Origin of the sequence: Serratia sp. CY37869 (assembly GCF_052168895.1) — a bacterium.
In the GTDB taxonomy this organism is placed as follows: domain Bacteria; phylum Pseudomonadota; class Gammaproteobacteria; order Enterobacterales; family Enterobacteriaceae; genus Serratia; species Serratia ureilytica.
The window spans coordinates 710,189-734,300 of sequence record NZ_JBJNLU010000002.1 but is presented as its reverse complement, the minus strand read 5'-3'; the positions used below and the strand labels follow the sequence as shown (position 1 = coordinate 734,300).

At 45.2% G+C, this 24,112-nt stretch carries 19 protein-coding genes; 1 reads left to right on the top strand and 18 read right to left on the bottom strand.

The features are described from left to right. Positions 1 to 16 precede the first annotated feature (16 nt). From ACJ8J1_RS13835 to galU, 15 genes are all read right to left on the bottom strand, one after another. Positions 17 to 1,417: an undecaprenyl-phosphate glucose phosphotransferase gene (locus tag ACJ8J1_RS13835; protein ID WP_103681963.1), complete on the bottom strand. Its 1,401-nt coding sequence runs from the start codon at positions 1,415 to 1,417 to the stop codon at positions 17 to 19. A gap of 214 nt (positions 1,418 to 1,631) precedes the next feature. Continuing rightward, entirely contained in the window at positions 1,632 to 3,065 is a 1,434-nt protein-coding gene (wbaP, locus tag ACJ8J1_RS13830; protein WP_033642468.1) for an undecaprenyl-phosphate galactose phosphotransferase WbaP, read from the bottom strand. A 107-nt stretch (positions 3,066 to 3,172) separates the two neighbouring features. Next, on the bottom strand, positions 3,173 to 4,282 hold the full coding sequence (locus tag ACJ8J1_RS13825; protein WP_033642467.1) for a glycosyltransferase family 4 protein: 1,110 nt from the start codon (positions 4,280 to 4,282) through the stop codon (positions 3,173 to 3,175). An 11-nt stretch (positions 4,283 to 4,293) separates the two neighbouring features. Then, on the bottom strand, positions 4,294 to 5,172 hold the full coding sequence (locus ACJ8J1_RS13820) for a GDP-mannose 4,6-dehydratase (RefSeq protein WP_071991638.1): 879 nt from the start codon (positions 5,170 to 5,172) through the stop codon (positions 4,294 to 4,296). Positions 5,173 to 5,183: 11 nt separating this feature from the next. Next, positions 5,184 to 6,215, bottom strand: coding sequence for a GDP-mannose 4,6-dehydratase (gene gmd, locus ACJ8J1_RS13815; protein ID WP_033642465.1), 1,032 nt, complete (start codon positions 6,213 to 6,215; stop codon positions 5,184 to 5,186). Position 6,216: 1 nt separating this feature from the next. Then, positions 6,217 to 7,233: an acyltransferase family protein gene (locus ACJ8J1_RS13810; RefSeq protein WP_033642463.1), complete on the bottom strand. Its 1,017-nt coding sequence runs from the start codon at positions 7,231 to 7,233 to the stop codon at positions 6,217 to 6,219. Positions 7,234 to 7,237: 4 nt separating this feature from the next. Beyond that, positions 7,238 to 8,431 (bottom strand): glycosyltransferase family 4 protein, encoded by a 1,194-nt coding sequence (locus ACJ8J1_RS13805; RefSeq protein ID WP_080273379.1) that lies wholly within the window; start codon positions 8,429 to 8,431, stop codon positions 7,238 to 7,240. Beyond that, positions 8,421 to 9,590 (bottom strand): O-antigen ligase family protein, encoded by a 1,170-nt coding sequence (locus ACJ8J1_RS13800; RefSeq protein ID WP_033642461.1) that lies wholly within the window; start codon positions 9,588 to 9,590, stop codon positions 8,421 to 8,423. The genes ACJ8J1_RS13805 and ACJ8J1_RS13800 overlap by 11 nt, the downstream gene beginning before the upstream one ends. Beyond that, a complete protein-coding gene (locus tag ACJ8J1_RS13795; RefSeq protein ID WP_071991637.1) occupies positions 9,577 to 10,791 on the bottom strand; it encodes a lipopolysaccharide biosynthesis protein in 1,215 nt (404 codons plus the stop codon). The genes ACJ8J1_RS13800 and ACJ8J1_RS13795 overlap by 14 nt, the downstream gene beginning before the upstream one ends. Before the next feature lie 28 nt (positions 10,792 to 10,819). Beyond that, on the bottom strand, positions 10,820 to 11,938 hold the full coding sequence (locus ACJ8J1_RS13790; protein WP_050594411.1) for a glycosyltransferase family 4 protein: 1,119 nt from the start codon (positions 11,936 to 11,938) through the stop codon (positions 10,820 to 10,822). Further along, positions 11,938 to 14,130: a tyrosine-protein kinase Wzc gene (wzc, locus tag ACJ8J1_RS13785; protein WP_033644232.1), complete on the bottom strand. Its 2,193-nt coding sequence runs from the start codon at positions 14,128 to 14,130 to the stop codon at positions 11,938 to 11,940. Before wzc ends, ACJ8J1_RS13790 begins: the two co-directional genes overlap by 1 nt. Before the next feature lie 15 nt (positions 14,131 to 14,145). After that, positions 14,146 to 14,580 carry an arsenate reductase/protein-tyrosine-phosphatase family protein gene (locus ACJ8J1_RS13780; protein WP_033642459.1) on the bottom strand — a complete coding sequence of 145 codons (435 nt, stop codon included), beginning with the start codon at positions 14,578 to 14,580 and terminating at the stop codon, positions 14,146 to 14,148. 3 nt (positions 14,581 to 14,583) lie between these two features. Next, positions 14,584 to 15,720, bottom strand: a complete 1,137-nt coding sequence (locus ACJ8J1_RS13775) for a polysaccharide export protein (protein WP_033644231.1) — start codon at positions 15,718 to 15,720, stop codon at positions 14,584 to 14,586. Positions 15,721 to 16,017: 297 nt separating this feature from the next. Then, positions 16,018 to 16,911 carry a sugar phosphate nucleotidyltransferase gene (locus tag ACJ8J1_RS13770; RefSeq protein ID WP_033644230.1) on the bottom strand — a complete coding sequence of 298 codons (894 nt, stop codon included), beginning with the start codon at positions 16,909 to 16,911 and terminating at the stop codon, positions 16,018 to 16,020. 40 nt (positions 16,912 to 16,951) lie between these two features. Then, positions 16,952 to 17,851, bottom strand: a complete 900-nt coding sequence (gene galU / locus ACJ8J1_RS13765; RefSeq protein ID WP_033642458.1) for a UTP--glucose-1-phosphate uridylyltransferase GalU — start codon at positions 17,849 to 17,851, stop codon at positions 16,952 to 16,954. Between the two features lie 644 nt (positions 17,852 to 18,495). Here galU and ACJ8J1_RS13760 point away from each other — a divergent pair. Beyond that, positions 18,496 to 20,079, top strand: coding sequence for a TerC family protein (locus ACJ8J1_RS13760; protein ID WP_033642457.1), 1,584 nt, complete (start codon positions 18,496 to 18,498; stop codon positions 20,077 to 20,079). A gap of 31 nt (positions 20,080 to 20,110) precedes the next feature. On the opposite strand, the gene dcuC is transcribed toward ACJ8J1_RS13760, so the two are convergent. The 3 genes from dcuC to dcd form a co-directional block, all read right to left on the bottom strand. Next, a complete protein-coding gene (gene dcuC, locus ACJ8J1_RS13755) occupies positions 20,111 to 21,463 on the bottom strand; it encodes an anaerobic C4-dicarboxylate transporter DcuC (RefSeq protein ID WP_033642456.1) in 1,353 nt (450 codons plus the stop codon). A gap of 172 nt (positions 21,464 to 21,635) precedes the next feature. After that, positions 21,636 to 23,468: an outer membrane assembly protein AsmA gene (gene asmA / locus ACJ8J1_RS13750; protein WP_033642455.1), complete on the bottom strand. Its 1,833-nt coding sequence runs from the start codon at positions 23,466 to 23,468 to the stop codon at positions 21,636 to 21,638. A gap of 44 nt (positions 23,469 to 23,512) precedes the next feature. After that, positions 23,513 to 24,094, bottom strand: a complete 582-nt coding sequence (dcd, locus tag ACJ8J1_RS13745) for a dCTP deaminase (RefSeq protein WP_019454407.1) — start codon at positions 24,092 to 24,094, stop codon at positions 23,513 to 23,515. Positions 24,095 to 24,112 lie beyond the last annotated feature (18 nt).

Below are 24,112 nucleotides of genomic sequence, written 5' to 3'. Positions count from 1 at the left end.
CACGTCTCCTGGTCATTCAATAAGCATTTTTATTAAGAAAGCCACGTGAAATAGTCATAATCAGTATTTTTATATCTAACATCAACGTCCAGTTATTAATGTAGAACAAATCATACTCTATCCTCTTTGTCATCTTTTCTAACGTATCTGTTTCACCGCGCCAACCACAAATCTGCGCCCATCCAGTAATTCCAGGTTTAACTTTGTGTCTCAACATGTAACCATGAATCAACTTCCGAAACTCCTCGTTATGCGCAATGGCATGGGGTCTGGGGCCAACGAGCGACATCGAGCCGTAGAAGACATTAAAAAGTTGTGGTAATTCATCAAGGGAAGTTTTACGCAAAACACGGCCAATGACGGTCACTCGCCGATCGTCAGGAGTAGCCTGTCTGAAATTTGTATCATCGGATGAGCAATACATCGTCCTAAACTTCAAAACATTAATTTCTTTACCTTCGAGGCCATAGCGTTTTTGCTTAAAGAGGATAGGCCCAGGTGAGGTCGCCATAACGGATAAAGCAATAAGCACCATTAATGGCGAAAAGAAGATTATTAGTAACATTGAAGCAAATACGTCAAAACAACGCTTAGTTAGCATATTGACACCATTAAATGATGTATCATAAACAGAAATTATTGAAACCCCCTCTATTTCAGTATTGACAGCTCTGAGAAGACCATAAGAAATCGCATTAGGTATATAGTTTACGCTACATGTTGTATTTGATAGTTTTGATAATATCCTTTTGAGCTCTTCGTCATTGTAATAGTCTGTAGCAATATATACGTGATTCACCAGACCTTTCTGAACATCAGCAAACAATTTATCTTCATTCCCTAAACGATTAATCAGATTATCACCAATGTGTTCAGTCCCTGAGTTATTGTAAAATCCATGAAGAGAGAACCCGAGCCATGGGTAGCTATTAAAGTGCTGAGACAAACGATATGCACTTTCAGACTCACCAAAAATACCGACTTTCTTTATGCGCATGCCTTTTTTTCTTAAGAACCAAAAAAGCAATCTAATGAATATAGCCGAAGTCAGAAAAAGCAATAACGAAGTAAAAAACCAAAAAAGAGAAAAAGAGACTAGCTTCGGTTTAATATCATAGAAAAAATAGAAACATGTACCACATAAGATTAGCGCCAGTGAAAAATTAACACCAACGCGATAAATGTTTACCAGCAGATGCTCTCCTCTCCATGTGGTGTATGCATTATTTACGTCAGAAATGAATTGAAACGCAATGATAACAAACAAAACAATTAACAGGCTTACATCTTCACTACCAAAAGTGGTTGCAAGCTGCCAGCCCAGAAACACAGAGAATAAATCAAGAAGCCGTTGAAAAACAGAAATAACGGATGTATTAGTCTTTGTTTTTGACTTGGAGTTTGAAAAACTGTCCATAACATACCTTCAATAAGCCACCTTTAAAAGTATAGGAATCATTTTTAGCATTGTCTAACACAAGCTTTTTTTTATGTGACTTTGTCGGTGTTATCAGACAAAAAAAACCACTCAGAGCAACATTCCAGTATAAGCACACAAATTACATGCACTGATAAAGAAATATTCTCAGAGTGGCTTTTAAAAAATAAAAAAAATAATCAATACCATCAAGCTAGTAGGCGCCATCCCTTTTAAGCACGACAGATATCGTCTTAAAAAGAATTACAATATCATTCCACAAAGCCCAATTTTTCACGTACCAAGCATCGAAGTAAACACGAGTATCATAGTCAATATCATTCCTGCCACTAACTTGCCAAAGACCAGTCATTCCTGGCTTTGCCATATAGTAATAGTCAACATCGCCAGCATAGCGTTCAAGTTCTTCTTCGACCACAGGACGGGGTCCTACCAAACTCATTTCCCCAACAAACACATTCCAAAGTTGGGGTAATTCATCCAAACTGGTCTTTCTGAGAAAATGACCTATACGTGTAATTCTTGGATCATTCTTCAGTTTGAAATCCTTTTTCCACTCCGCTTGAGCTTCGGGATCGTTAGCCAATAAATTCTCCAGTACCTCCTGTGAATTTACCACCATCGAGCGAAACTTCAAACACTTAAACTTTTCCCCATTATGACCAACCCGTTCGTGGCCATATATTGAACGCCCCCCATCCCGAGAAACTTTATATGCAATGAGCAACAGAAGAGGTGACAAAAGTAACATAATTAACAAGGAACCAATGATATCGAAGGTTCTTTTGATAATCCGAGACGTACGTTTGGCTAAATTATTATTTACTCTGAGAATCATAACCTCATGGCTAAAAATAAATGACATGTCCGTGCCATACAAAGGAACACCTCGTAAAGTAGGGATCACGGAAATTGAACGACAATTGTTTATAGCTAAGTTTTTTAACCACCAATCACGAAGGAGGTTTTGCTCAAACTCTAGGGCCACAATAAATTGAGTATTGTCAGCATCAGTAATACACCAGAGTTCCGCTTCACTCTTTATTACGGGTATGCCAAAATACTCGTTATCACAGGACTCATCCACACAGACAAAGCCGACAACATCAAAACCCAGATTGGCCTCACTCTGTAAGGCTGCATAAGCCTCAAATGCATTTTTACCCGAGCCTATAATGATTGTCTGTTTTCTCCATAAACCAATAGCATTAAGCCATTTTTTAACAACCACACGGCCAATGGGTACAAGTATCAGAATGGACACCCACGTGATGAGCCAGAGATATCGAGAAAAATTCCATTTTGAAAATGCAACGAGCGCCAAATCCAGAACCGCAAAAATGATTAGCGTTCTGAATATCTCTTTTAACTCGAACCAAAATGGTTTCCTGTAAGTATAATGCCTCAATCTTGTCCAGAACCATAATACACACAATATAGAAAAGATGAAATGAGCGAAGACCCTTATTCCCATTTCCCCTTCAGGAACGAACTCATAAAAATTCCCAAAGGTGTTTGCTATAAAATAATAGGCAATTAATATAGAAACATTGAAAAATAAAAAATCTGACAGCGCTAGTGAAATTTTAGAAATGAAAGCGGAAGCAAAACCATTAGATAATTTCATAGAAAAGCCTACACCAAGCCTGATGAATATTCATATAGACATCCCTTAAATTCATTTAAATGAATGCGCTAAAATAGCGCACTCCGCAGATTGTTTTTTTAAATTTATTAACTCCATTTTTGACTGATTTTGCACTCAACAAACTCTTTGAACTGTTTATCAAAAACTGCAGTGGAAAAACGCTCTGCGTTATCACGACACGCGCTTGGAGATATATTCATCGACTCAAATCTATTCACCGCGTCAATGATATCCTCCACGCTTTGTTTCTTAAAGAATACCCCCGTCGCATTATCACCATCAGCAATGATTGTTTCCGTTGCGCCGCCCTTTCCATATGCAATAACGGGAGTGCCGCATGCCTGAGCCTCCAATGGGGCAATACCAAAATCTTCTTCAGCAGCAAAAACAAACGCTTTTGCTCTACCCAGGTGATCCTTTAGAACCTCAAAGTTCTGATAGCCCATGATAGTGATATTTTTTCCAGCAATCGATTTGATCAATTTATGCTGTGGACCATCTCCAATCACAATAAGCTTTTTTTCAGGCATCTCATTAAATGCCTTGACAATCAGATCAATTTTTTTATATGGCACCTGCCTAGAAGATGTCATATAGAAATCATCTTTGTTAAAAACTGTTGAGAAATCATCGACAAAAACAGGCGGATAAATAACATCTGAATCACGACGATAGCATTTGTTAATTCTGTGTTTTATAAAGTTTGATATCGCAATGAAATGATCTACACCATAACTGCTTCTAATGTCCCAAAGGCGGATTTTGTGCAAAAAATAACGTGCGAAAAACGATTTAACCCCAGATTCTAGATTAGACTCTTTCAAATACTGGTGCTGGAGGTCCCAAGCATATCTAATAGGGCTGTAACACATGCAGATATGTAACTGATCTGGGCCGGTTATAACCCCTTTTGCCACAGCATGCGAGCTTGAAATAATGACATCATATTTTGAAAGATCGAATTGCTCAACAGCAAAAGGCATTAACGGTAAATACCCTCTGTACTTTTTCTTCGCAAAAGGAAGTTTTTGCACAAAACTCGTAACAACTTTTTTATTTTGTATGAAGTCCCTTTTTTCTAAAAAATCCACCATAGAGAACACATCAGCATCAGGATACACTTTGAGCATTCTTTCGAGGACTCTTTCCGCACCGGCATAAGTGACTAACCAATCATGGACAATAGCAATTTTCATAGTTTTCACATTTACGAGTTAAACATTTTATCTAACGTATGATGTAATATACCTGAAGGGGCAAAATTAATCATATTTCTAAGTTTTGCATTATCCCCACGCAAAATTTTTATTTCATTGCTACGAACAAACGCAGGGTTAATTCGTACCTCCATACGGTGCCCACTGATAGACTCCATATCCTCAATTATTTTTTTCAAAGAGGTCGAATTACCAGAACATAAATTAACAACCGTAGAGGTATGCTCGCTTTCAAAAAGCTTTAAGTAACAAGTAGCAATTTCTGAAACGTCAGAAAAATCCCGTTCAACATCAATATTCCCAAGCTCAATTACATCACAATTCCGTTTGAAATGTGACACAATCTTCGGGACAAGAAAGTTTATTCCCTGACCAACCCCTGTGTAATTAAAAGGCCTGGTGACAATAACAGGGATTTGAGAATACCATCCCTTTAGCATGCTTTCCATCGCAAGTTTACTAGAGGCATAGTGGTTAACGGGAATAGGCTCAATGCTCTCATCAATAGTGGAAACGGTAGGGTTACCATAGATATTAGCTGAACTTGAAACTATCACTTTCTTTATATCTATACCAGAAAGCTTTATCGCTTCGATAAGATTGAGAGTCCCAACCGTATTATTTAAATAAAAAACGCTGGAGTCACCCTCACCTACAAATGCACTTCCAGCTAAATGAATTATTCCATCAGGTCTGTATTTTAATAAAGTTTCACACAGGCTATCTTTGTTTAGGATATTAAATAAAACTTCTTTATCTAATACAGGGGTGCTGCGCACCCCTACCAATACTTGATAACCCGCCGCTTCAAAAGCCGAGACCACATACTTTCCAGTGAATCCATTACCCCCAGTGACGAGTATTTTCATTTAGCGTACCTTTAGAAAGAATAGCCTTTAGTGTTTCTCTGCAGGTCTGCCTCTACCATCATTTTGGCGAGCTCTTCAAGTGTTGTCTTCGGCTTCCATCCTAAATCATTTTGAGCCTTAACTGGATTACCGATCAAAAGTTCAACTTCAGCAGGACGATAGAATTTAGGATTGATTGTTACTATCGTCTTATCGGTATTCTTATCTACGCCAAACTCATCTTCGCCTTGACCGAACCATTCGATATCCATACCTGCTGCTTTAGCGCACAGTGAAACAAAATCACGAACAGTTTCGGTACGATTAGTGGCAAGCACGTACGTATCAGGCTTGTCAGCCTGCAGCATGAGGTACATACCTTCGACGTAATCTTTAGCGAACCCCCAATCCCTTTTAGCGTCTAGGTTACCTAGTTCAATTTTATCCAATAGTCCCAACTTAATCTTCGCGATGCCATCTGAAATTTTTCTCGTAACAAACTCTTGGCCACGAAGTGGAGATTCATGATTGAACAAAATACCACTTGTCGCGAAGATATCGTAGGACTCTCGGTAGTTAACTGTCATCCAGTGTGCGTACAACTTAGCTACACCGTATGGGCTACGAGGGTAGAACGGTGTAGATTCAACCTGTGGAATTTCTTGCACCTTGCCAAACATTTCTGACGTAGATGCCTGGTAGAAACGAATTTTTGGGTTAACAATCCTAATGGCCTCAAGTAAGTTCAGAGGACCAATCCCTGTAATTTCAGCGGTAGTTACTGGCTGTTGGAAAGAAACACCAACAAAACTCTGGGCAGCCAGATTGTACACCTCGGTAGCGCCCGTTTCCTGTAGTAGACGAATGCTGGCACTAAGATCGGTCAAGTCATACTCAACTAAATGGAGATTCTTATTACTTTCAATGCCAAGCTCTTTTATTCTCCAGAAATTTACTGAGCTCGTTCTTCTATATGTACCGTAAACAGTATATCCCTTGCTCAGAAGTAACTCAGCCAAATATGCGCCATCTTGACCTGTAATACCTGTAACAATAGCTTTCATTTTATTTCCTTAATGATATAAAAAATTGAATTACTTCCTTTGAATTCCACCAGGAAGGATCCAATACTCTGCGTTCCAAAACCTGATATGCAACCCAACCAACAAACAAACAAAAGACGATAGAAAGCCCCACAGAGAGGTAGAAGTTAAGACCTAAAACCATCAAGACTTTAATAATAAAGGGCATAGAGATCGCATGCGATAGATAAATGGAATAAGATGATCCACCAATCTTTTCTAAAATGCTTCCTTCATTGAAGTTCACATGAAGAGATAAAAATATAATAAAAAAGCAAGGAATGCCAAAATTTACAAACCGTAAATTGGTATCGGCTACGCTCATAACACAAATCAGCAATATTAATATGATACAGAATGCATACCAAGGCATCTTAAAACTATGGTGATAACCCTTTGAATAATAAAGATAGAGTATTGCGCCTAGAAGAAACTCAAAAACTACATCATTCTTATAAAAATCATTCAACTCCATAGAGTAAGAAGATAGATATACAAACAAGATTAACACTGAAACGAAAAAAAATCTTAGCTTGCTCAGTAAAACAATCGAGAAAAAGAATACAATATAAAAATACATTTCGTAGTTCAAAGTCCAACCCAATGAGACGAGAGGAGGAATATTATCTTTCATTGGAATAAAAAGGAGAGAATATACAAAATGAGTTACTTCAAATGTCGAGCGGTCAAACTTATCTGGAAATAAAATCAACAACGTAGCAAAAACAAATGTATAAAACCAATAGTTAGGAACTATCCTCAATAAACGACTTTTCATAAAAGAAATCGCGCCAGGATAGCCAACTTTGTTCTTTGCCGAGTAAAATATAATAAATCCACTAATGATAAAGAATAAATCAACACCTGACTGTCCTGCGTTGAATACCGGACCGTTCAAGTTTTTAGCGACAAAATTTTCTGTGGAGTGAAAAAAAAGAACCAGTAATACTGCTACACCACGCATAATTTGTATCGCAGTAAGTTTATTTGATTTCATCATAAATTCACTTTACAGGCGCTTCCATTAAAACTGAGTAAAGCTTATTCCTCCTAACCTCCAGCTCAGTTTCCTCATAGTTTTGGCTTTTCTGCAAGTTCTGTTCTGAAAGCAGAACGCAATAATCTGGATTATCAATAAGATTTATTATTCTTTTCGCCAACTCATCAACATTATCCAACTCGAACAATTCAGAAGCATTGACAATCTCCGGTACGCCACCAATAGGTGTTGAAAGACAAGGTAGACCTCTCGCCATGGCTTCAATAACACTTCTAGGCAGCCCCTCTTGGCGAGTCGGAAGTGCAAATATATCAAAACTGTCAAGGTACTTGAACACATCAGATTTAGTAGAGACTGCGCCTGGAAACACGACACGATCGACAATGTCTAATTTCAAAGCGAGTTCTTTAAGAACTGCCAACTCCTTCCCATCTCCGACAATGGTACATTTGAGCTGAGCTCCCGCAGTCAAACACTTCCTCACCGCTCGCAAAAGGACATCTCCACCTTTATGGGGAGTATCTAGCCGTGCGATAAGACCAACGTGCCATATGTCACCACGAGGGAACACACGAATTTCTTGGTCCACAATATCGGATGACTTCAATGAAATGGAAGAGTAATTAGTGCTGAAAGTCGCATTTTTAGCTGGGTATTTATTCTGTAGATAACTCGATGTCACATATGAAATAACATAGGCATTTTTTACAAGCATTTTGAATGTGATATAAGAAAACTGCTGTAGAAAAAACCTTAACTTATGTTTGTAAGAGCCCTTAGCAAAATCATCCCAAGGATCAGAAACAACCTCAATACCATAGGCAGTATCGTTTTTCATGAACCAATCTTGGATCACAGAGGAAAGAATCGTCGGACCACGGACAATCACTTTATCAACTATATTGATCGAATTAAGTAACTCTTTTCTTAAAACACTAAAAACTTTTATCAGTTGCCCAATTCCCTCAAAACCGGTAATAGGAATGGGCTTCACATTTTCAAGTGTAATTTTCACCCAACCATCCGGCACTTTATTAACTTTAGTGACTCGGCATATAGGCCTAACTACGGAAAAAACCGCCAAGTATCGAATCCAAAAACTATCACCGTATGTTTGTTTACTTACCCAATAATCGCCATTCGCATCTGACAGCATTCTGTTATTACAAATCACGCCCAATACCTGGTTACTTTTCATCCTGTTTATACCTAGTTAAGGAAATTGCCATAAATAAAAGCAAAGTCATTGAGTATGGATCATGGAATAGATCGTCATACATCAAGATAAATGAGAATAGTAAGAAGAATGATAAGCCATATTCAGCGAGTATCTTTTTCATTCTATACAGGATAAGAAGAGTAAAGACCAAACCATTCTCTGCCAGAGAACCTAAAATAAATGAATTAGCATGTGTTTTAACTTCTTCTACACCATTGCCTGAGTCGCCCCAGATAAATACATCAGTCAGCACTGGAAACTGTTTAAATCCTTGGCCCAATATTGGAGACTGATAAAACATCTTCAAAGCACTTTCCCACAGTTCCAAGCGCAATGTGAATGATGTATTATCCGTCAGTGAATAATTTGAATCCAAACGAAGCCAGCCAGCTAAACCTGAATAGTCAATATAGCTAGATATTGCTATCACAGCTAAAACTGAAAAAGTAGCTAAAAGTGTTATCTTTATACCGCGCACATATAACATAACAAATGCAATACTTGCTATAGCAAAGTTGCCGCGACTATTCGTTAAAACTAAGGCAAGAGTTATAACTGCAGCCACTAATATTTGAATTCTAGTATTATCCCTCTTCCCATAGAAATACAAAAGCGGGAAGAAAGAAAGGAAAAATGAGTTAATATTAGGATGTAAAAACACACCTGGGGCACGAAAGCCATCACCATACTTAAAGTTAAATTCCTGCCATGACTCAAGATAGATTGTTGAACCAAAGAACTGCAACACAGAAACAAAAAGAAGGAAGAAATACAGTATTTTAACTTCGATAGGTATCTTTCCAGCATCGTAGTTATGCTGATATTTAATGAAAAAGGCTATACCCCAAATTAAATATTCAAAATACCGAACCATTCCAACTATAGTGGGAAGCTGCACACCATGTCTAATTGAAGAGTTGATCGAAATCAAACAACAAATAAGCACATAACTAATAATAAAAATGAAGGATTTGGTACGAATAGAGTGTGGGATGTTAACCACTACATAAAAGAACGTCATCGCGCTAAATAGATCTATAAAGTAAATATCACCATTGCCGATATTGATCTTTATGCAACCTAGCACAAACGCAGTAATTACATATATTCCCCACCAAGATATTTTAATGTTCAACATATTTTTTCTTTAGCTTCGACATGTAGACAGATGAGAAAAGGACAAGAAGAAGAGTTTCAGAAAATAACGTTATACCTACGGCCCCAGCCACTCCGTACATTGGTATAAAGACAAGTCCCAATACCGCATTAAGAACTGCAGTTATAATAGACATATAGGCTCTTAACTTCTGGTAACCCATTGCCGTTATCCCATCGGCGAAAACGTAGTGGATACTCATAATTATTGGGGCTGGCAATAACAAATAGACCATGTTTTTAGCATTTGCATATTCATCCCCGAAGAAAGACAGTATAATCGGCAGAAAAATAATTATCCCAATACCAATCAGCGAAGACATTGCTACACAGAGCGCGATAAGTCTTTTAATTTTTTCTCTAAGGGCGGCCTTATTTTCCAAGGAACCCAGATGATATAGCGTAGGAGCTTGAATAGATAAAACCGCAGAAACAGGTACAAACACCAAGCTGATCAACTTATATGCAATATTGTAATTCGCAACGTCTCTCAGGTTGTTAGCAGCCCCTAAAATGACCTTATCCGAGTCGGTATAAACTGTTTTAGCCGTTGTTGCCAATGAAAAGTAAACCGCTTCTCTCATCATATGTATAGCTTTCTGGAATTGAAGCTTCAAGTTTGATTTGACGCTTCTTAATTCCTCCCAGCACATCACTGGCAAAATGAAAACTAATGACGAAATAAAATTAACATAAATAAAATCATCAGAACCCCCCCACCAAAATATAACAAAGACAATTAGCAATTTAAAAACAATAAATGCGACCGGGAATAAAGAGAATGCCAGTTTATTTCCCTTCGCCAAATACATTTGTGATAGTAATTCTATTTGCCTGAATACGAACAACTCCGCGATTAGTACCAATGCAACTGTAGAATAGTTGGTTTTATACAACAAGGCAGCAACAGGAGTTAATACCAAGGTGCCAATCGCGAGTAACAAGGCACCTAAATAGTAGTAACTTCTAAACAAACTAAAGTCTTTATCTGAAGCGTGAACTTTTATTATGCAGGGGCCAATACCAAGAATAATAAGCGGACTTAAGATGTTACACAATGCGGACACAGAGGCCCACAAGCCAAACTTATCGGCACCGAGCATTTTAGCTGCAATTGTAAAATACAGAAACTGAAAACCTAATTTTACAAATTGGCATACTATATTTACTATACTTCCTTTCATCAGACTACCCGTTGCTACCCTGTTAGGATTATGCGAAAGTTTCCTGAGCGGTTTTTTCCCAGCTATAAGATGCTGCTTTCTTACCGCATGTTTTCTTCAAAGCGGCTAATTTTTCAGCATCGTAATATAGTTGACGAATCGCCATTGCGATTCCCTCGCTTGACTCCTCGACTATTACACCTAACTCCGAGGTTACTACCTCTGGTATCGCACCCACGTTAGTTGCTAAAGAAGGCACTCCACATGCCGCAGCTTCAAGAAAAACGAGACCGAAACCTTCTACCTTTCTAACATCGGTCCGCGCAGCTAAAACAAACAAGTCAGACCCACGATACTTAGACTTAACTTCATCATCATTTAAATTATCGAAAATGTTGATATGGACACGATGTTTCTCTGCCAGTTCATTAAGCTGCTTTTTGTAGCTATCGTCTCCTCTTCCGATAATGTTGTAGGTTATTTTCTCTGCCAATTCGGATTGAGAAATAGCCTTAATGATTAGGTCATGCCCTTTCCTCGAGTCCAATCTGCCGACAGTAACTAAAACAAAATCCCTCGCTGCATCAACCTCATCAATCGATGCTACATGGCCGACCTCAATTTCTTTCCGCCACGACTCATCAATACCCAGCAATACAGTTTTGCATGGTAACACTTCACTTTCAGGGAAGTTCTCAACCATGATCTTTCTTGTATATTCACTGATAGGATACAGAGCCGTGACATCTTTAAATGGCGACAGTATTTTTACAAATGGAGATATGCGGCCATTTTTAAAATTAAGGATCTCACTCCCATAAACCGTGCTCGTGAATTTTATTTTTTCTTTCCAGGGAAAAAATTTATTTCTAAAACATACCGCCAGCCAAAATGGCCAATCGGCCACATGAACTCTGTCATAGTCACTAGGCTGGATTGCTGCTACTTCTCTTATAATCTTAGGAAACTCCTTCCATGTAAATTTCCCACCAGAATATCGATTTATCGTTAGCGTTCCGAGATCTTTTGACTCTTCCTTTTGATAACTTGGCGCGATAAGCTCAACCGAAATATCTCCCGGTTTATGTTGAACAAGCATTTGAGTATAACGAGAAATCCCTCCATTGAAGGGACTGTACTCATTGGTCAAAACTAACACTTTTTTCATTAGTGCTTATCCTTACCTTTGTTGTCACTTTTATATTCATATTGGTAATAACCATAATTTGAATAGTAAGAGCCCAACTTTCTGACCATCGCGTTAAGAATGACGCCTTTGATTTCAACTCCATTTTGCTCAAAACGACGAATACTCACTTCAACTTCTTTGACGGTGTTGACATCAAAACGGGCAACCATTAATGAAGTCCCAACATGGTGCCCAATAATTGCTGCATCAGTTACAGCCAAAATAGGTGGAGTATCGACCAGAACAAAATCATAATTTTCGCTTGCCCAAGCCAATAACTTTTCGAAACGCTCGCTCATCAACAATTCAGATGGATTCGGCGGGACTTTGCCTCGAGGCAAAACATCTAAATTAGCAACAGTAGAATGAACGACAGTTTGAGCAGGGCTGACTTGTCCGGCAAGTATCGTTGAAAGACCATTGTTCGCATTAACGCCAAAGATATCGTGAATATATCCTTTACGCATATCGCTATCGATCACCAGAACTTTCTGACCCGACTGGGCAATAGTTGCAGCTAAGTTTACGCTAACGAAAGTCTTACCAATAGACGGACTCGCACCAGAAATCATTAGAATATTGTTTTTTGCATCGAGCATTGCAAAGTGCAAACTTGTTCTCAAACTCCTGATAGCTTCAACAGCCAAGTCTGCAGGATTCCCTGTCGCCAAAAGCTCATTTGAGCGCGTGTTGAGTTTTTTCCCACGCAACTTCAGCTCTTTATCCCTCGCGCTTTGCCATTCGGACAGTGGAATGCTTGCGTAAACGTTCACTCCATTGCTTTCCAGCTCTTCTGCGCTGTCAATGCCTTTATGAAGCAACATTTTGACCAACACCAACGTTATCGAAGAAACAGCTCCCAAAATGATAGCGAACAGGATAACGAAGATTTTCTTTGGTTTTACCGGTTTCAGCTGCGTATCCGCATAGTCAACAATCCTTACGTTGCCTACCGTACTCGCTTTATTGATACTTAGTTCTTGCTGTTTGTTTAACAGCTGCATGTAAACTTCTTGCCCAGCCTGGACATCGCGCGTTAGGCTCAGAATTTCCTGCTGCGTTTTTGGCATATTGCTAACGCGTTTATTCAGCCTAGCCTTTTCTTTTTCTAATGTTGCTCTCTTCTCATTCAGTGCTCTGTATGCCGGGTGTTCTTTCGTATACAACTTAGAAATTTCGGCTTCTTTAAAGGTTAATTCATTTAACTGCGACTCCACCGCCACCATCGTATCCAATACAGACTTGGCTTCTAGAGATAAATCTACAGAGTCGTTCTGCTGACGAAATTGGTTCAGTTTGTTTTCTGCTAAATCGAGGTTTTGTCGAACCTGCGGTAGCTGTGCCTTAAGAAATTCCAGGCTTTTACCCGCTTCTTCGGATTTCCTCTCGACATTCTGTTGCAGATAATTATTGATAATACTGTTTAAAATTTTTCTGATTTGAACGGAATCATCACCCGTTAGACTCAAGGCCAGTATTCCTGTATCTTTCCCTTTATCCGCAACAGTTAATCTATCCACTAAATCATTGATGGCATCCAGGCGAGGTCGTTTTTTAAGCGTGAAGCCAGTGCCATCGCTTCCTCGGAAATCGCTGACCAGTATGCTCACGCCATGCCCTGTAGCCAATTTTCCCACAACGCCTTCGAGTATCTTATCGCCCGAGTATGATAGTTCATAAGCATCGTGGCTCTTGAACGTAAGATCTAACTTCTCGTCCAGCAAATAATCTGGAACGTGTAAACTGCTTAACGCGACTTGAGGCCTTTCGGAACTACTTTTAGTTAAACGTGAAAAACCTTTCCCAAATACAGGGAAATAGTTTGGTTCAACTTCGGTATCTAAATTCATTTCATCCAGAGTTTTACCGATTACCATCCTTGACTTTATTAATTCAATTTCTGTCGCAGAGACTGGTTGGCTATCAGGAAGGACTTTGGAGATATCATTCAATATTGAGCTACCCATATTTTGCTCAACCTGAACCAGGGCATCAGCCTGATATATCGGAGTGGCGAATACAACATAGATCAACCCGACGACAGCAAATATAGTTGTTATACCTGTAATCAACCAGCGATGGTCAATTAGTGTCCCGATCAAGCGACCTAAATCTATATCTTCGTTCTTCGCTACGTTTGGGGATACCGCCCCCTTATTTTTTTCTAACATCATAGGCCTTATAAATTATTTATTCAGCGCCTGAGCCCACTTTTCAGCAGACTCATCGATAAGTTTATAAATGTGCTCAAATGCTTCTTTGCTTTGTCGATAGGGGTCGGCAATTTCTTTTTTGCCTATCCAATGGCCAAAAAGCATTGTTTTTCCGCGGACCTCGGGTTGTATATGGCTTACTGCATCAATATGTTTCTTTTCCATCACCAAAATAAGATCATATTGTCTGCATAACGTAGCAGTTAGTTGCTGAGCAACATGTCCCTCTAAGGAGAGATTGTTTTCTGAAGCAACCTCGATGGCAGTATCATCTGCGGAATGCCCCTTCAGAGCACCAAGCCCTGCAGAAGCTATTTTTTTTTGTGGTAACTTTTGCTTAAGAAGCCGCTCCCCAATAGGGGAGCGGCATATGTTGCCAACACATACAACTAAAATAGAATCAAACATATATTAGTTCCATTGTTTGATAAACCGCACCGTTTCGGTCATATCGTGTACGCCAGTGATTGTCGGCACCAATTGCATTACCACACGATTCCAGCGAACGACAGGCGCCGTTGTCACATAGACAATATCGTAGGGTTGCAGCTGGAACTCTGTCCCCATAACAAGCGCAGAAGCATCAGAGGCGTTCAACTGATAAATATTGGCAATCTTCTTCCCTTCACTTCCTCGCAAAGGTCGAATTACGAATACGCCTGTTGCATCTGACATTGCCTGATCCATCCCCTCTGCATTACCCAATGCTTCAGTTAAGGTCATCCCGCTACGGTCCATGCGCAGTGTCGACTGCTTTTTCACTTCCCCCATCACAAATACTTTCAGATCGTCATTGCGCGGGATATACAAGATATCGCCCGGGTACAGTAAATGGTTCTGCGTGAGATCACCTTTCTGCATCAATGCCTGCAGGGATATACGGTGTTCTTTGCCATTGTGTGTCAATACCACATTTCGCCAGTCCGCATTAGCACTCAGCCCCCCCGCAGCATTCACTGCGTCCATAATCGTCAATGGAACGTTAGTGATAGGTTGTTGGCCTGATTTCTCCACTTCACCAGTTACATAAACTTTCTGCGAACGGAATGCGGCGATGCTGACGTCAACTTGTGGGCTCTCGATATACTGAGCGAGACGGCCAGCAATATCACTGCGCACCTGACTGACTGTTTTTCCTGCAACTTTCACTTTGCCAATGTATGGATAGAAAATTGTTCCGTCCGAGTTAACCCAGTTGCCGGTATCACTGGCACTGCGGTATTGCCCCGCAGGCGTCGTCAGCTCTGGGTGATCCCAAACGGTCACCATCAGCACATCGCCAACGCCAATGCGGTATTCGTAATTTTGCAACTCGCGTTCTAACGCGGAATTAGGCTGCGCAACCACGGGTTTCGACCGTAGCTTCTCGATAAGACCAGGGGTCATCGGGTAAATATTAACCAATTTATCAAGATCAAAATCGCTATCTTGCTGTTTTACGACGTCTTTGCCACTGGTTGAAAGATGAGAGCCCGGCACGATAGTACAGCCGCTGACCACACTGATAGATACCAGAAGCGGTATCAGTTTCCATTGTTTTTTTGCCATCGAGTTATCATCACTTTCAAAGTAAAAAATGCATGTAATGCCAAGTCCCAGGCCAACCATGGCGCCTACCGCGGCACTCAGCGAAATGAGTTATCAATGCTCCCATGAGTACATCCTAAAACGCACTTTCATTGAGCAAGTGTTGAATTCAGATTTGTTAGACTGAAAGCCTAGGAGCATTATTGCATAGTTCTTAAATAAAAAGAGCAGCATAAGCACCGTCGTTTTTGCCTAAACATAGCAGAGGCCGGTCGGATATCGCTCCAGACCAGCCATCATGAGAGTAATTGATAAACGCTACAGAGAGAGTTGTTCAGCCCACTCACGGAAGGCCTTACCCTGCGTTGGATGACGCAAGCCATATGTCACGAATGCCCGCAAGTAACCCATCTTTTCACCGCAGTTAAACGACTCGCCAACCAACTCTGTGGCTTCTACCGTCTGATGTTTCAACAATTCGGCAATCGCGTCCGTCAACTGAATGCGTCCCCAGGCACCCGGCTCGGTTTTTTCCAAAATGGGCCAGATAGTGGCTGAAAGCACGTAGCGCCCAACGGCTGAATAGTTGGACTTCAGTTGAACATCGCTGTCCGGTTTTTCGATAATCGCGGTAATGGGTGAAGATTCGCCTGGCTGCAACACATTGTTCTGGCACGCCACAACGGAGTAATTGCGCAAAACGCGCTCATCCACAGGCTGTATCAGCACCTGGCTCAATCCCGTCTCTTCAAAGCGGGAAATGAGATGCGCCAGGTTATCTTTTTTCAGATCGGCTTTAGCATCGTCAAGCAACACATCCGGCAACAGCACCACGAAAGGAGAGTCTCCGATCAATGGCTTGGCGCAAAGTACCGCATGACCCAGCCCTTTAGGTTGCCCTTGCCGAATATGCATCAACGTTACGCCTTTCGGCGTTATCGATTGGACTTCATCCAACAACTGGCGCTTAACGCGAGCCTCAAGCATCGCTTCCAATTCAAAGGACGTATCGAAATGGTTTTCTATTGCATTTTTAGATGAATGCGTAACCAGAATGATCTCTTTGATACCTGCCGCTACGCACTCATTAACAATGTATTGAATCAAAGGCTTATCGACGATCGGCAACATCTCTTTAGGAATCGCTTTAGTCGCCGGTAGCATATGCATACCCAAGCCAGCGACAGGAATGACAGCTTTCAACTTCGTCATGCTCGTCCTCTTCAATCTTGTGAACGTACTCAGCCACATGTTAGTTGTTATTCAAGGCCAGCTTCAACCATCGCGAGAAATCTTCACCTTCTGTGGCATGGCGTAGACCGTATTGCACAAAGGCCTTCATATAACCCAGTTTATCGCCGCAGTCGTGTGATTTACCGCTCATATGGAAGGCTTCCACTATTTGCTCATCCATCAGCATGGCGATAGCGTCGGTCAACTGGATCTCATCGCCCGCGCCTGGAGGCGTCTTCTCGAGCAGCGGCCAAATAGCAGCGGAAAGCACGTAGCGCCCCACAACCGCCAGGTTAGATGGCGCTTCCTCGCGTGCGGGTTTTTCCACCACTGCCGACATCGGCGCACTTTCGCCTGCAACCAGTGCTACTCCCGCACAATCCACTACGCCATATTTTGACACATCCTGCTCTGGTACCGGTTCAACCATGATTTGGCTGCACCCTGTAGCCTCAAAGCGTTGGATCATTTTAGCCAGGTTTTCTGTACGAAGATCCGCGGTTGCATCATCCAACAACACATCTGGCAACAAGACGACAAAAGGGGAATCCCCTACCATGGGTTTCGCGCACAATACCGCATGCCCAAGCCCTTTCGCTTGCCCCTGACGCACCTGCATCACGGTCACATCCGGCGGGCAAATATTTTGCACTTCAGCCAGCAGCTGGCGTTTTACACGCGCTTCCAGCACGGCTTCCAACTCGAAAGAAGTGTCAAAATGGTTTTCAATCGCATTTTTCGAAGAGTGGGTAACCAGCACGATATCCTTAATGCCGGCAGCGACACACTCACCGACAATATATTGGATAAGTGGCTTATCGACCACCGGCAACATTTCTTTAGGGATCGCCTTGGTTGCCGGCAACATACGAGTTCCTAAACCCGCCACAGGGATCACAGCTTTCAGTCTTTTCTGCATTTCCACTTCCACAAGCAATTAGCTGATTTATATAGTATAAATCACACATTTTAGGCAAAGCATGGCAACGCAAACTATTCGAGCAGACACGCTACCGCCCTTGGCTTATAGCTGCCAAAACGCTGTTATGAAAAATTCCTGCACGCAATCCAATGAACGCTAAGCACGCTTCTGTGCATGACAAAGAGCTCGCATCACACGTTGGTATTTCGCAGCTTGAAGAACAACGAGAATCTATGCCCTTATAACCAAAAAACGCGAGTTATCTTCGCTTATATGGCTAAGATTCTTATACTATTGACTTGCTGATACAAGCCTTAGATACCCGTGGCTAGGTGTTTTCAGAATAAGACTACTAACGCGCTGGAGCTATGCAAATAATAACATAAGAAGCCTATTTCAATACGTTGATATTATTGAATTTTAAAGCATGTGTCTTTTATGAACAACCCAGTTAGCGTTCTCATACACAGTTTCTCCGTGATGCCAAGTACACTTGAATGTGCTTTGAATTATTAGGTGTTTTTTCTACCTAAATAACCTGTTTCCAACCATCTCCCCGGATTAGAGTTGAATTTTGCCGCCTCAGCGCCCATCATTCCCGTGCGGCATAAGCCGTAGAACTTACAGGTGAAATTGGGCGTATGGAATGGATCGCTGATCCAACAATTTGGGCCGGCCTGGCCACATTGGTCGTGCTGGAAATCGTTCTGGGTATAGACAACCTTGTCTTCATCGCCATTCTGGCGGATAAACTACCAAAACAACAAAGAGATAAGGCTCGTGTCGTCGGTCTGTTGCTGGCGCTGGTGATGCGTCTGGCGTTGCTCGCCTCCATCTCGTGGCTGGCGACGCTGACCAAACCGATGTTCATCGTCGCAGAACACCCCTTCAGCGGCCGCGATCTGATCATGCTGGTAGGCGGGATATTCCTGCTGTTCAAAGCCACCATGGAGCTGAACGAGCGGCTGGAGGGCAAGGATGAAGAACAGCATGGCACACGCAAAGGCGCGCGCTTCTGGCCGGTGGTGGCGCAGATCGTGGTGCTGGATGCCGTCTTCTCGCTCGACTCGGTGATCACCGCGGTCGGCATGGTCGACCACCTGGCGGTGATGATGATCGCGGTCTGTATCGCCATCGGCCTGATGCTGCTGGCCAGCAAACCGCTGACGCGCTTCGTCAACGCTCACCCGACTATCGTCATTCTGTGCCTGAGCTTCCTGCTGATGATCGGTTTCAGCCTGGTGGCGGAAGGCTTCGGCTACCACATTCCGAAAGGCTATCTCTACGCGGCGATCGGCTTCTCGGTGATGATCGAAGCATTGAACCAACTGGCGCAGTTCAACCGCCGTCGTTTCCTGTCGAAGGTGCGGCCGCTGCGCGAGCGTACCGCCGAGGCGGTGCTGCGCATGCTGAGCGGCAAACATGAAGAAGCCGAGGTCGACAGTCATTCCGCCAATCTGCTGGCCGACAGCGACAGCGAAAACGGCGAGATCTTCAATCAGCAAGAGCGGCGCATGATCGAACGCGTGCTGGGTATGGCGCAGCGCACGGTCAGCAGCATCATGACCTCGCGTCACGACGTCGAATACCTTGAGCTGAACGATCCGCAGGAGAAGCTGACGCAATTGCTGGAGCGCAATCAACACACGCGCATCGTGGTGGTAGAAAGCAGCGCCAGCGATGAGCCGTTGGGCGTTATCCACACTATCGACGTCCTCAAACAGCAGCTGGCGCAGGCGCCGCTGGATCTGCGCGCGCTGATACGCCAACCGTTGATCTTCCCGGAACAGCTCACGCTTTTGAGCGCCCTTGAGCAATTCCGCCAGGCACAGACGCACTTTGCCTTTGTGGTCGATGAGTTCGGTTCCGTCGAAGGCATCGTCACCCTGACGGACGTGATGGAAACCATCGCCGGCAACCTGCCGGAGGCCGGCGAAGAGGTGGATGCACGCCACGACATTCAGCAAAACGAGGACGGCAGTTGGACCGCCAACGGCTATATGCCGCTGGAAGATCTGGTGCTGTACCTGCCGATGCCACTGGAAGAAAAGCGTGAATACCACACGCTGGCTGGGCTGCTGATGGAACACAGCCAGCGCGTGCCGCAAGAAGGCGAACAAATCACGATCGGTGACTACCTGTTCGAGCCGTTGGAGGTCAACAGCCACCGTATCCTGAAAGTGAAGATCACCCCGCCTCCCCCACCGGAGGACTACGAGGTTTAACATTGAGGCCGGGCATTGCCCGGCCTTGGTTTTACTGGGGAACCAGCAACTCCGTCGCCACGATCACCACCACCAGCCCGACAATCACCGGCACCGAAGTGCGCTTCACCACGTCGAACGGTGAGATTTTCGCCATGCCGGAGACCGCCACCACCACGCCGGAGACCGGCGACAGCGTGCGGCCGAGGTTAGACGCCTGCAGCATCGGGATCACCAGATAAGCCGGGTTAACGCCCATTTGCGCCGCCAGTTTCGGGATCAGTTCGACAAACGCATAGAACGGCGCATTGCCGGAGCCGGTGGTCATGGCCGCCAGCATGGTGATCACCACCAGCACCAACATCATGATCAAACCGCCGGTGCCGAACGACTGCGCCAGCCCGATCAACCCGCTGATAAAGCCGACGGTGCTCAACCCTTGCGCGAAGACCCCGGCGGCCACCAACAGCATGACCACGCTGGCGAATGCGTCCGCCATGCCGCGATAAGCCACTTCCAGGCCGCTGAATACCTGTTTCGCGCTGAAACTGCGCACGAACTCAATCAATGCCGCCAACAGTATGCAACCCACCAACACGGTAATGATGTGCAGCTCCGGTCCCCATTTGCCGTCGAAAATCAGCACGCCGAGGATCGGTGTAAACGGCAATATCGCGTAAAATCCCGGCGCATGGGTTTTGATTTCGCTGACGTCCATGATGTGATGCTGTTCATTGCTCTTTCTGTCGAGATAACGCTGCCAGAAAAAATGCGCCACAGCCATGCAGACAATGGCGGCAATCGAGATAGGCAGCGTGGTTTTGAACGCGAAGTCCACCAGCGGCATCTCCGCCGCTTTGGCCGCCAGCACCACGTCGCCGGAGGTCGGTGCCAGAATAATCGCCGCCGGCGAAGCGCAAATGGCAGCCGCCGCGCCGCGGCTGATGCCCACGTTCACCATCAACGGGAACAGCGTCGCCATCAGCAGCACGCCGAGGCCAGTGGCGGAAGAGACCGCCAGCGACATCAGGCAAGCGACAAAATACGCCGCCACCATCAGCAGATAAGGCGAATTGATCATCTGCAACGGGCGTGAGGCCAGCTTGACCACCACGTCGTTGGCGCCGATATGCGTCATGTAGGCGGCAAAGCCGCACAGCATCATGATCATCATGCCGAGATCGCCGCCGCGGCTCATCAGCAAAATCTTGACGTATTCGATCATGTCGGTCGCGCGCCAGCCGGTTGAGGCGGCGCCGGACGGCAACAGCGTTTTCCCCATCAGGGCGCTGATGCCGAGCAGCAGCAGCCCTCCCACCAACAAGACGCCGGTAGCGGAATATCCCTTGATAATGTAACGGCCCACGCCCGCCGCGACTGCGGCGCCAATAAGGAGCTCTATCATGTTTCCTCAACTCGTCATTTTTCGCGCTCAAGCGCACAGTAATAGCAAAACTGGCCCTTACTCTGCACAAACTGAGCAGAGGTCTTCATGACCTTCATCAAGGTAACGGAGAGAAATTATCGCGGGAACCTCGATATTGACGCGGGCCACACTGTGGCCCGCATCGGAGGGATTACAGCTTGTCGAGCAGCTTCTTCAGATCCTGACCTTCGCGCGAATCCTTGTTCTTTTCAGCCCATTTGTTCAGCGCATCTTTAGCCCGATCCTGCAGCGTTTTACGCAACACCTGATCGACCTGCAGTTGATAGTTGAGCTGTTGCCACGGCCCATAGACCCGCAGCGGGATCGGCGTTTTTTGCAGTTGCTCGATCAGCTCGCCGCGCCCTTGCCATCCGCCGGTGACGCGCACGTTAAGCGCCATATCGCACTGTTTGCCCGGCATATCGATGCTGCCGGCGCCGGTCAGCGCCAGCAAAGGAGAATCCGCCGTCAGACCGCTGAGCTTGATCGTGCCCTGATTCAGACTGGCCTGCGCCGAGACGTTTTTGACCTCGGTATAACGCTGATAGCTGTCTTGCCCGCGCACGCTGTTATCGTTGCGCGCCACAGCCTGCTGGATCAGCTGCTGAATGTTCAGGCCATGCAGCTGCGCATCCTGCATCGCCAGCTGCGCCGTACCGCGCCAGCGGCGCTCAAATGACTGTGAAGAGAGGCGATCGCCGGTCAAATCTCCTTTCATGCTGAATTTGCCGATCAACATCTGCGGCATGTCGAAGGCTTTGAGCACCGTGCCCAGTTCAACCTGGTTCAGCGCCGGCTGCACGCTGATCACCGGTTTATTGCCGCGCGCGTCCAGCGAGCCCGGCAAGGAGAAATCACCGCCGGCCAATTGTCCGGCGAGTTTATGCAGCGTCAGCAGTCCGCGTTGGTTGTCCGCCACGACGGCCAACTGAGTGACGTTCATACCGCGATAGGTCAACTGCGCGGCCTGCAGATTCAACTGCGCATTGAAATCGCGCAGCGCCTCTAAATTCTGCTGCCGATCGTCAACCTGGCTGGCGATCACCGGCGCGGAAGTCACAGCGGGTTGTTCGGCGGTATTGGTGCTGGATTGCCAGCCGGAGAGCGCATCGAGATCGAGGTTAGCCGAATTGAGGTTCACCACATAGCCGGGCACCGCCCCCAGCGTGGCGCTGATATCGCCGGTCAATTGGCTGTTATTGGCACTGACGCTCAGCTGGCTGACGGCAATCTGCGCCGGCGTCTGCTGATAGACCACCTGCGCATTGCCCTCTCCCTGAATACCGCCGTTCGGAATATCCGCACCCGCCAGTTGATAATTGAACTGGGTGACTTTGGCGCCAATCTGGCGAGGGAACTGCTGCAAGTCGACATCGGCCGCCATGCTGAAGGTCAGGTCGCGCTGATCGCGATTGACCCGGCTGGAAAGTTCCAGCTGCGCCTGTCGCGTCTGCGTTTGTTGCAGGGTGAGATTGATATCCCGGACATTAATTTGCTCATTGTCGGCGCGCTGCCAAATCAGCAGACTGTCCACGACCCGCAGATTATCGATATCGAACTTCCAGGCCGCATCTGCCGCGTCTGTGCCAGTGCCGGCCGGCGCGATCGGGGCATCCATCTGCGAATGCTCTTCGCTATCGGGCGTGAGGAGAATGACGGCGTTTTTCAGCATCACCTGTTTCACAAACAGCTGATGCGACAGCAGAGGCAACAGTTTGACATCGAGGCGCATATTTTCCGCGCTCACTACCGGCGCTTTCGCGCCCGGCGCGGTCAGCGTCATGCGCCCGGCCAAAATGCTGAGCTGCGGCCAGATATGCCAGCGCAGGTCGCCTTCGAGCGTCAGCTGATAGCCGCTCTTCTGCTCGACCTTTTTGACCATGTAACCGCGAAAATCATTCGGATTGACCAGCAGTACCAGCGCGGACATCCCCGCCACCACAACCACCAGTAAAATCGCCAATGTCGTCAGTAATCTTCTCATGCCACCCTCTTGTCAGCGCCACACCGACGGTGCATCCCGCGCCGTTAGTCCTTGTCGATTCGACTGGCTACTGCGCCCTGCTGATCGCGATATTTTGCGTCCTGCCGGCTGTTGTATGGCCGGGCCGCCGGGCCGGACAACGGTTCAAAGCTCAAGGCCCCGATCAGCATGCCCGGCCGCAGCGCCAGCGGCAGCTTGCCGGAGTTGTAAAATTCCAGCACGATGCGTCCGTGCCAGCCCGGATCGATACGGTGCGCAGTGACGTGCACCATCAACCCGAGGCGCGCCAGAGAAGAACGGCCATCGAGCCACCCCACCAGATCGTCCGGCAGCGTCACGGATTCGAACGTCACCGCCAGGGCCAGCTCGCCGGGATGAAGGAAAAACGCCTCGCCTTCCGGCAGGACAATCTCGTCGCTCATCACGCGATCCAACGCAGCGCTGACTTCGTCTTTCGGCCCGCTGAGATCGATAAAAGGCGCGGTATGGCCGCTGAATACGCGGAACTGGTTGCCCAAACGGACATCTACTGTGGCCCCGTTGATGCGTTCGAGCGGCGGACGTGGGGAAATCACCAGTTTCTCGCTATCCAGCCAGGCTTCTATATCGCGGTCGCACAGTCTCATGTCTCTCTTCTCCATCAA

What these genes read in the sequence shown, in the direction of transcription:
- ACJ8J1_RS13790 (WP_050594411.1), bottom strand. Translation starts at nt 11,938, where the DNA reads ATGAAAAAAGTGTTAGTTTTGACCAATGAGTACAGTCCCTTCAATGGA.
- ACJ8J1_RS13770 (WP_033644230.1), bottom strand. Translation starts at nt 16,911, where the DNA reads ATGACGAAGTTGAAAGCTGTCATTCCTGTCGCTGGCTTGGGTATGCAT.
- dcuC (WP_033642456.1), bottom strand. Translation starts at nt 21,463, where the DNA reads ATGATAGAGCTCCTTATTGGCGCCGCAGTCGCGGCGGGCGTGGGCCGT.
- ACJ8J1_RS13805 (WP_080273379.1), bottom strand. Translation starts at nt 8,431, where the DNA reads ATGAAAAGTAACCAGGTATTGGGCGTGATTTGTAATAACAGAATGCTG.
- wzc (WP_033644232.1), bottom strand. Translation starts at nt 14,130, where the DNA reads ATGTTAGAAAAAAATAAGGGGGCGGTATCCCCAAACGTAGCGAAGAAC.
- ACJ8J1_RS13775 (WP_033644231.1), bottom strand. Translation starts at nt 15,720, where the DNA reads ATGGCAAAAAAACAATGGAAACTGATACCGCTTCTGGTATCTATCAGT.
- ACJ8J1_RS13760 (WP_033642457.1), top strand. Translation starts at nt 18,496, where the DNA reads ATGGAATGGATCGCTGATCCAACAATTTGGGCCGGCCTGGCCACATTG.
- wbaP (WP_033642468.1), bottom strand. Translation starts at nt 3,065, where the DNA reads ATGAAATTATCTAATGGTTTTGCTTCCGCTTTCATTTCTAAAATTTCA.
- ACJ8J1_RS13825 (WP_033642467.1), bottom strand. Translation starts at nt 4,282, where the DNA reads ATGAAAATTGCTATTGTCCATGATTGGTTAGTCACTTATGCCGGTGCG.
- ACJ8J1_RS13800 (WP_033642461.1), bottom strand. Translation starts at nt 9,590, where the DNA reads ATGTTGAACATTAAAATATCTTGGTGGGGAATATATGTAATTACTGCG.
- gmd (WP_033642465.1), bottom strand. Translation starts at nt 6,215, where the DNA reads ATGAAAGCTATTGTTACAGGTATTACAGGTCAAGATGGCGCATATTTG.
- dcd (WP_019454407.1), bottom strand. Translation starts at nt 24,094, where the DNA reads ATGAGACTGTGCGACCGCGATATAGAAGCCTGGCTGGATAGCGAGAAA.
- ACJ8J1_RS13795 (WP_071991637.1), bottom strand. Translation starts at nt 10,791, where the DNA reads ATGAAAGGAAGTATAGTAAATATAGTATGCCAATTTGTAAAATTAGGT.
- ACJ8J1_RS13810 (WP_033642463.1), bottom strand. Translation starts at nt 7,233, where the DNA reads ATGATGAAATCAAATAAACTTACTGCGATACAAATTATGCGTGGTGTA.
- asmA (WP_033642455.1), bottom strand. Translation starts at nt 23,468, where the DNA reads ATGAGAAGATTACTGACGACATTGGCGATTTTACTGGTGGTTGTGGTG.
- ACJ8J1_RS13780 (WP_033642459.1), bottom strand. Translation starts at nt 14,580, where the DNA reads ATGTTTGATTCTATTTTAGTTGTATGTGTTGGCAACATATGCCGCTCC.
- ACJ8J1_RS13835 (WP_103681963.1), bottom strand. Translation starts at nt 1,417, where the DNA reads ATGGACAGTTTTTCAAACTCCAAGTCAAAAACAAAGACTAATACATCC.
- ACJ8J1_RS13820 (WP_071991638.1), bottom strand. Translation starts at nt 5,172, where the DNA reads ATGAAAATACTCGTCACTGGGGGTAATGGATTCACTGGAAAGTATGTG.
- galU (WP_033642458.1), bottom strand. Translation starts at nt 17,851, where the DNA reads ATGCAGAAAAGACTGAAAGCTGTGATCCCTGTGGCGGGTTTAGGAACT.